This window comes from Limimaricola cinnabarinus LL-001 (assembly GCF_000466965.1).
In the GTDB taxonomy this organism is placed as follows: domain Bacteria; phylum Pseudomonadota; class Alphaproteobacteria; order Rhodobacterales; family Rhodobacteraceae; genus Limimaricola; species Limimaricola cinnabarinus.
Genome location: NZ_BATB01000100.1, coordinates 1 through 7,656, shown reverse-complemented (window position 1 = coordinate 7,656; position 7,656 = coordinate 1). Strand labels below are relative to the sequence as shown.

7 protein-coding genes are annotated in these 7,656 nt (G+C 64.1%); 1 reads left to right on the top strand and 6 read right to left on the bottom strand.

What is annotated here, in order from left to right; translation table 11 throughout:
- The 5 genes from MBELCI_RS17730 to MBELCI_RS17710 all read right to left on the bottom strand — a co-directional run.
- Positions 1-236, bottom strand: a 236-nt coding sequence (locus tag MBELCI_RS17730) for an ATP-binding cassette domain-containing protein (protein ID WP_045320462.1), incomplete at its 3' end; no start/stop codon positions are given.
- 11 nt (positions 237-247) lie between these two features.
- Complete coding sequence (locus tag MBELCI_RS17725) at positions 248-1,405, bottom strand: ABC transporter permease subunit (RefSeq protein WP_021695625.1); 1,158 nt, start codon at positions 1,403-1,405, stop codon at positions 248-250.
- Positions 1,406-1,415: 10 nt separating this feature from the next.
- Positions 1,416-2,393 carry a carbohydrate ABC transporter permease gene (locus tag MBELCI_RS17720; RefSeq protein ID WP_021695624.1) on the bottom strand — a complete coding sequence of 326 codons (978 nt, stop codon included), beginning with the start codon at positions 2,391-2,393 and terminating at the stop codon, positions 1,416-1,418.
- Positions 2,394-2,512: 119 nt separating this feature from the next.
- Positions 2,513-3,868 (bottom strand): ABC transporter substrate-binding protein, encoded by a 1,356-nt coding sequence (locus tag MBELCI_RS17715; RefSeq protein ID WP_021695623.1) that lies wholly within the window; start codon positions 3,866-3,868, stop codon positions 2,513-2,515.
- 76 nt (positions 3,869-3,944) lie between these two features.
- Positions 3,945-4,967, bottom strand: a complete 1,023-nt coding sequence (locus MBELCI_RS17710) for a substrate-binding domain-containing protein (protein WP_021695622.1) — start codon at positions 4,965-4,967, stop codon at positions 3,945-3,947.
- A gap of 97 nt (positions 4,968-5,064) precedes the next feature.
- Between MBELCI_RS17710 and MBELCI_RS17705 the strand changes: the two genes are divergently transcribed.
- Positions 5,065-6,651: an alpha-amylase family glycosyl hydrolase gene (locus MBELCI_RS17705; RefSeq protein WP_021695621.1), complete on the top strand. Its 1,587-nt coding sequence runs from the start codon at positions 5,065-5,067 to the stop codon at positions 6,649-6,651.
- Between the two features lie 282 nt (positions 6,652-6,933).
- Here the strand turns inward: MBELCI_RS17705 and MBELCI_RS17700 are convergent.
- Positions 6,934-7,656 (bottom strand): aspartate/glutamate racemase family protein (locus MBELCI_RS17700; protein ID WP_369385491.1); only part of this gene is annotated, 723 nt, incomplete at its 5' end.

Sequence of the window (7,656 nt, the reverse complement as noted above, 5' to 3'; positions counted from 1 at the left end):
GCGATGCCGCGCTGCGCAGGCGGCACGTCGTTGACGACCTGACCATCGATCTCCAGCGTGCCGCTGGAGATTTCCTCGAGCCCGGCGATCATCCGCAGAAGCGTGGACTTGCCGCAGCCCGAGGGCCCGACGAAGACCACCAGCTCGCCCTTGCCGATCTCGAGATCAATGTTCTTCAGGACCTCGACCGACCCGCCGTAGGTCTTGGCCACGTCCCTGAGTTTGAGTTCGGCCATGTCTGGTCTCCTTATTTCACGGAGCCGGCCAACAGGCCGCGCACGAGATAGCGTTGCAGGGAGAAGAACACCGCGAGCGGCACCGCGATCGAAACGAAGGCTGCCGTCGCGAGGATGCCCCAGTCCCCGCCGCGCGAACCCAGAAGGTCGTCGGCGATCTTCACGGTCATCACCTTGGCCTCGTCCGATGACGGCAGGAAGACCTTGGCAATCAGCAGGTCGTTCCAGGTCCAGAGAAACTGGAAGATCGCGAAGGCCGCGAGTGCCGGGAAGGACAGCGGCAGGATGATCTTGATGAAGATCTGGAAGTCCGTGGCCCCGTCGACCTTGGCACTCTCGATGATATCGCGCGGCAGGCCGATCATGTAGTTGCGCAAGAGATAGACCGCGAGCGGTTGCCCGAAGGCTGCATGCGCGAGCCAAATGCCGAGAAAGCTCTGGCCGATGCCAACCGCGTTATGCAGTTGCAGCATCGGCACCAGCGCAAGTTGCAACGGTACCACCAGAAGGCCCACGATCATCGCGATCATGAAACCACGACCGCGAAAGTCCATCCAGGCCAGCGCGTAGGCCGCGAAGGCCGCCATCAGGATCGGGATGATCGTCGCGGGAATCGTCACCGTCAGCGTGTTGATGAAGGCGCGGTCCATGTTGTCCGAGGTTAACACCGTCTCGTAATTGGCAAAGGTGAACTCGGGCGGCGTCGCGGCGATGAAATAGACGCGCGCGCCCCGTCCCTCGGGCTCGGTGGCCGAGGTGTAGCGGTAACTGCCGTCGCTCTGCATGGTGAGGGTTTCGCCATTGCCGATTTCGGCGGTGGTGCCGGCGTCGTATTCGCCTGGTGCCCGGCCGCTGTCGCCGAAGGCAGTGACGCGGCCGCTTCCGTCCGGGAAGCTGCCCGAGACCTCTTCGTCGGTGAAGATGCTGGCCTCGACAACCCAGAGATCGCCGTCCCGGGTGACGGCCACCGTGTCGACCCGGCCGCGATAGGCCTGTTCGACCGAGGAAAACGACTTCCACCAGCCGCTTTCGGAGATCTGGTCGCGGTCGCGGAATGACGAGACCAGAAGCCCGATGGTCGGCACAAGCCAGATGATGACGAGAGCCGCGACCGTGATGTGCGTGGCCCAGACGAGGCCCGATTTCCTGCCTGCGATATGCGTGCTCATGATCCCTCCCTCAGCGCAGTTCTTTGCGCGCCTGCGCGATGTTGGAGATCATGACCGGCGTGACGATGAGCATGATCAGGATGGCGACCGCGGTAGCCCGCCCGTCGTCGCGGAACATGAACTGCATCATGTAGCTGGGCAGGATCTGCGTGTCGAAGTTGCCCCCCGTCATCGCATAGACGATGTCGAAGACCTTCAGGGTAAGAATGGTGATCGTGGTCCAGACCACGGTGATCGTGCCGGTGATCTGTGGCACCTGGATCTTCAGGAAGATCTGGAACGGGTTGGCCCCGTCGAGGATCGAGGCCTCGATCGTCTCCTCTGGGATGCCGCGCAGCGCTGCCGAGAGGATCACCATGGCAAAGCCGGTCTGCACCCAGATCAGGATCACCATCAGGAAGATGTTGTTCCAGAACGGCAGCTGCAGCACGTCGATCGGCGCAAGGCCCGCCCAGTCGCGCAGCGCGTTGATCAGGCCGATGTCCTCGTCGATGGCGTAGACGAACTTCCAGATCAGCGACGCGCCGACGAAGCTGATCGCCATCGGCATGAAGATGATCGACTTAGCGATGTTGCCCCATGCGATCTTGTCAGTGAGCTGGGCGATGATCAGCCCGAGGATGGTCGAGGCGGCGGGCACCACCAGCGCCCAGAGCACATTGTTCATGAAAGCCGTGCGGAATTCGCCCGATCCGATCAACGAGGTGTAGTTGCCAAGCCCGATGAACTCGTCGCCCGAACGGTTGTAGAGCGAGCGGATGAACGACCCTACCACCGGATAGAGCAGATAGAGCCCGAGCGCGAAGGCCGTCGGAAACAGGAACAGCCAGGGTCGGATGCGGCTGGCGCGGTTGATGTTGCGCGAGGCGTGCGGCCCCTTGGCCGGGAAGAGCACCCGGTCAAGAAACTGGTTCGAGAGATAGAAATAGGCGAAACAACCGCCGACCCCGACCACAATGGTCATGAGGCCCTGAAGCGCCGGGTTCATGGGCGAGCCTTTCCGTCACATGGATGCGGCGGACCTTGCCGCGAGGGACCGCCGCCGCAGGGCGGGAGGGCCCCGCGACGGCGGCGGTCACCGGGGCCGGACGCGACCCCGGTGCGCGATCACTGGATCGCGTTCCAGCGCTCTTCGATCTTGTCGGCGACGCTCTGGGCTTCGGCGCCGGTGGTGTAATCCACCATGCCGGTCCAGAAAGCGTTGGTGCCGATCTCGCCGGGCATCAGATCCGAGCCGTCGAAGCGGAAGCTGGTGGCCGAGGTCAGGATCTCGCCAAGCGCGCGCTGCGTGTCGGTGGTGTAGATGTCGAGGTTGGCGCCGGCATGCGGGGTCAGGAACTGGCCCTGGCTCATCATGATCTCATGCGCAAAGGGCGTCTCGAGGAACTCGATGAAGCCGCGCGCGACCTCCGAGTCCTTTGTCATGGTGGTCAAGCCACCCGAGCCCAGCACCGGCCGGCCGAGATCGGCATTGGCCTCGAAGGGCGGAAAATAGAAGAACTCCGCATCCTCGCCCACGACCACGTCCTCGGGAAAGAAGATCGGGATGAAGCTGGCTTGCTTGTGCATGTAGCACTCGGGCGGGAACTCGAAGAGACCGTCGGGCGCGTCGCGGAAATCTGTGGTGGCGACAGCCTCGGGTCCAGCCGGCGTGTAATCGGGGGTCCGCGCGTAGTGGCCGTATTCCTCGATCGCCGCGACAATGCGCTCGTCGTTGAACGGTATCTCGTGGTTGACCCACTGGTCGTAGACGTCGACCGGCACGGTGCGCAGCATCATGTCCTCGACCCAATCGGTCGCGGGCCAGCCGGTGGCCGCGCCAGAGCCGAGCCCGATGCACCACGGCGTGCCGCCATCCTCGACGATCTGGTCGCTGAGCGCCTTCAGCTCTTCCTGGGTTTCGGGGATCTCATAACCCGATTCCTCGAACTGTTCGGGCGAATACCATACGAGACTTTTGACGTCGGTGCCGAAGAACAGGCCGTAGATGTTCTTATCGCCCTCAGCGCCATCGAAGGTCGCCAGATCGGCCCAGGAGGACCCGGCGGCATAGTTCTCAGTGACCCAATCGGCGACCTCCTGGTCAAGCGGCTGGAGCACGCCCTGCTTGGCAAGGTCCTTGGCAAGGCCGGGCTGCGGGAAGTTGGCGATGTCGGGCAGGCCGCCGGCTTGTGCCGCAATGACAATGTCCTGCTCGAAGCTCTCGGAGCCCGAATATTCGACGCTGGCCCCGGTGGCTTCGGCGAAATAGGCGTAAAGATTGCGATAGCGCTCGGCATCGTTGCCGGTGTTGGCGCCGGCGATCTTCAGCGACTGGCCCGAATAGTCATGGCTGTCGGCGAAGGACTGATAGCTGTCCCAGTTGAAGGCACCCTCCCCGACCGGGTGGAGCAACTCTTGCGCCGAAAGCGGCGCGGCGGAAACGAGTGCGAGCAGGCTTGCGCCCGCGAAACGGCGGATCATGCGAATTTCCCTCCCAGAGACGTCGAGCCATGCGACCCGAAACGATTTGGACTTAAACGTTTCGGATGGCGCTCCGTCAACCCTGAATTTCTGAGGTGGACCCGCCGGCATTGAATTTGTGCGGAAGAATGCGATTTTCGATCGAGGCCTCACCATGCTCGATCCGGGCCTTCAGCGCATCGGCCAGCGCCACCCAAGCCGCAGCCAGCGGAGACCGGGTGCCGCCGAGAACCGGCACGAATCCCTCCGGCTCATAGCCTCTGAGCCCGTCGTCATGCGCAAGAACCGACAGATCTTGGGGGATGCGCAGCCCCATCGCGGCAGCGGCATCGTAGACACCCCGCGCTAGCATTACGTTGCCCGCCATGATCGCGGTCGGCCGATCTGGGCGGCGCAGGGCCGAACGCGTTGCCTCGCGGCCCTGCGTTTCGGTCATCGGCCCGTGCTCCGTCCGAACCGTATCCGCGCCAAGCCCTGCCCCGGCCAGTGCCCATGCGACCCCCTCGTCCCGAGCCTCCGCGAACAGCGCACCTTTCGGACCATTGAGGAACAGGACACGGCGATGCCCCAGATCCAGCAGGCGCGACAGCAGATCCGCGCCCACCGCCGCGTTGTCTATATCGACATGCGGGTGCGCTCCCGAACCGGGATTTCCGTGGACAACAAAGGGGATACCGGACTTAGCCAGCCCCTTGATCAGTGCTCCGCCACGCGCTGGCTGAATCACTACGAAGCCGTCGATGCCCCCCCCACGGATCAGCTCATCATGAGCCTCGCGCACATCCTCTCCGGGGGCCGCCACGTGCAGCACAAAGCGCATCCCCCGCCCCGAGATCTCGGTCGACAGCCCGGTGACGATCTCGAGCAGCACCGTGCTTTCCTCGACCGCCCAATCGCCCGGCACCACCATAGCGACGATGCCCGAGCGGCCGGTCTTGAGACCCCTCGCTAGCGCGTTGGGCCGATAGCCGAGCCGTTCCGATGCCTCGACGATCCGCTGACGGGTTTCTTCCTTTACATCCGGGTAGCCCGCAAGCGCGCGGCTGACCTGGGTGATCGATACGCCGACTTCGCGGCTGACATCCTTGAGCGTGACCATGGATCTTCCTCCACCGCCCGCGAGGCTATTGCAAGCGCGGGCGGTTACGTCATAGCTATGCGACTCGAAACGATTTGGAAAGCATGGGAGAGAGGGTATGGCCGATGATTGGTGGCGCAAGGCGGTCGTGTACCAGATCTACCCGCGGTCCTTTCAGGACAGCACAGGCAATGGCTCAGGCGATCTCAGGGGCATCAGCCGGCGGCTCCGTCATGTTGCCGATCTCGGCGTCGATGCGGTCTGGCTGTCACCGATCTATCCGTCGCCCATGCGCGACATGGGCTACGACGTCTCGGATCACCGCGACATCGACCCGATGTTCGGAAATCTCAAAGATTTCGATGCGCTGATCGCAGAGGCCCACCGACTCGGGCTCAGGGTGATTCTCGACCAGGTGCTGTCGCACACGGCGATCGACCACCCGTTCTTTGCCGAGAGCCGTCAAAGCCGTGGCAACCCGAAGTCCGACTGGTTCGTCTGGGCCGACGGCAAGCCGGATGGCACGCCACCCAACAACTGGCAGGCGATTTTCGGTGGCCCGGCGTGGGAATGGGAGCCGAAGCGGCGGCAGTATTACTTCCACAATTTCCTGACCGAGCAACCGGACCTGAACTTCCACAACCCGGAGGTCCGGGTTTGGGCCGCCGACACGCTGCGCTTCTGGATGAATCGCGGCGTTGACGGCTTCCGCCTCGACACCGCGAATTTCTACGTCCACGACGCCGAGCTACGGGACAACCCGCTCGATGAGCGTGCGATGGCGAGACCAACGCTGCGGACCTACGACATGCAGTTCCCCGAGTTCTCCAAAAACCGGCCCGAGGCGCTCGAGGTAATGGCCGAGCTGCGCGCCGCAGTCGAACCCATGGGTGGGGTACTGATCGGCGAGATCGGTGAGAGCCACCATCCTATCGAGCGCTTGGCCGACTACACCGCGCCGGGACGGCTGCACATGGGCTATCACCCCGAGATGATGGGCGCGACCTTCACCGCGGCGCATTTCCGCGACCAGATCGAGCGCTACTACGCGTTGAATCCCGACGGCGTGCCTTCATGGGCCTTCTCCAACCACGACGTGCCGCGCCATGTCACCCGCTGGGCCTCACACGCCACCGACCCGGAGAGCTTCGCCAAGCTCTGCGCCGCCCTGCTGTTGTCGCTGCCGGGGTCTGTCTGCCTCTATCAGGGCGAGGAGCTGGGCCTGCCGGTGCCGCCGCTTTCCTTTGACGAGCTGGTCGATCCCGAGGGGCTACGCTTCTGGCCCGAAAACCCGGGCCGCGACGGCGCGCGCACGCCCATGCCGTGGGAGGCCGAAGCCTCGCAGGCCGGCTTCTCGACCGCCCCGAAAACGTGGCTGCCGGTCAAGCCCGTGCACCGGGATCTTGCCGTGGACCGGCAGGCAGATGCGCCGGACTCGGTGCTGTCGTTCTACCGGATACTCTTGGCATGGCGACAAACTCTTCCGGCCATCGGCGGTATGCAAATCGAGTTTCTCGATCTGGACGAGCCTCTGCTCGGTTTCCGAACGGGCGGCTTGCTCTGTCTTTTCAACCTGGGATGCGGCGAGGTCACGGTGACCATCCCTGATGCGCTAAAGGCGGACCACGTCCAATATGCCGTGACCAAAGAGGGCCGCTGTCACCTTGGCCCGAACGGGTTCCTTCTGGCTCGGCTCATTACGTAGCGCGGCTCAGGCCAAGCTCGATGACAAGGCTTTGTCATCGAGCCTGCCATTGAAGCTGGGGGTAAACTGATGGTGAGGGGATTATCAGATCATGGCCTGAGAAGCCGTCCTTCCTGCAGCGCGCGGCGAACGGCTGTTTCTCGCCCATTCGGCCTTGAGTACGCGCGCTTAGATCAGACATTTTGCCTATCGCAAATGCTGCGGAACGGCCTTCACAAAGCGGTCTCTAATACCTTGCCGCATCAGGTCGCGTCATCCCCATAGACCCCACAAACGACCGTTTTATGATCCTGAGCCGATTTGGTCCGCAGGGCAGGACGGCGCTCTCAATGCTATGCAGGCATGCGCCAGCCACGCTGCCGCCTCGACACCCTCGACCAGCGGCACCGGCGACCGGGCGCGCAGGGCGTCGATCACGCCGACCATGCCGGCGCAGCCGAGGATCACCGCGTCGGCGCCTTCGCTGACGGCGCGGTCGATCTCGATGCTCAATATTGAAAGTGCCGCATGCGGATCATGCTCCAGATCGGCGACGCGGATGCCACTGGCGCGAACCGGGCCGACGGCCCGATCAAGCCCGAGGACCGCGATATTCGCCTCGATCACCGGCACCGCCGCCCGAACGGTCGTCACCACGGCCGTCCTGTCCGCGATCAGGGCCGCCGTATGAAACGCCGCCTGGCCAATGCCGATCACCGGACAGCGGGCAAGGGCGCGCGCCTTCCGCAGCCCGGTATCGTCGAAGCAGGCGATGATGATCGCCTCTGCGCCCTGCTCGGAGGCGCGCTCCACCAGCCGCAGGAGGGGCGGCACGCAGGCCGCGCCATCCTCGGGCCCTTCGATGACCGGCGGGCCGTCATGCGATGTCCAGCCCTCGAAGGCGACCCCCGGCACCGCGCGGCGCGCGGCTTCGAGCGCGGCCCGCGTCATCGAGACGGTGGCATTGGGGTTGATCACGACGATGCTCATCCGCGGCCCCGGCGCCCAAAGACCCATAGCCCCGCG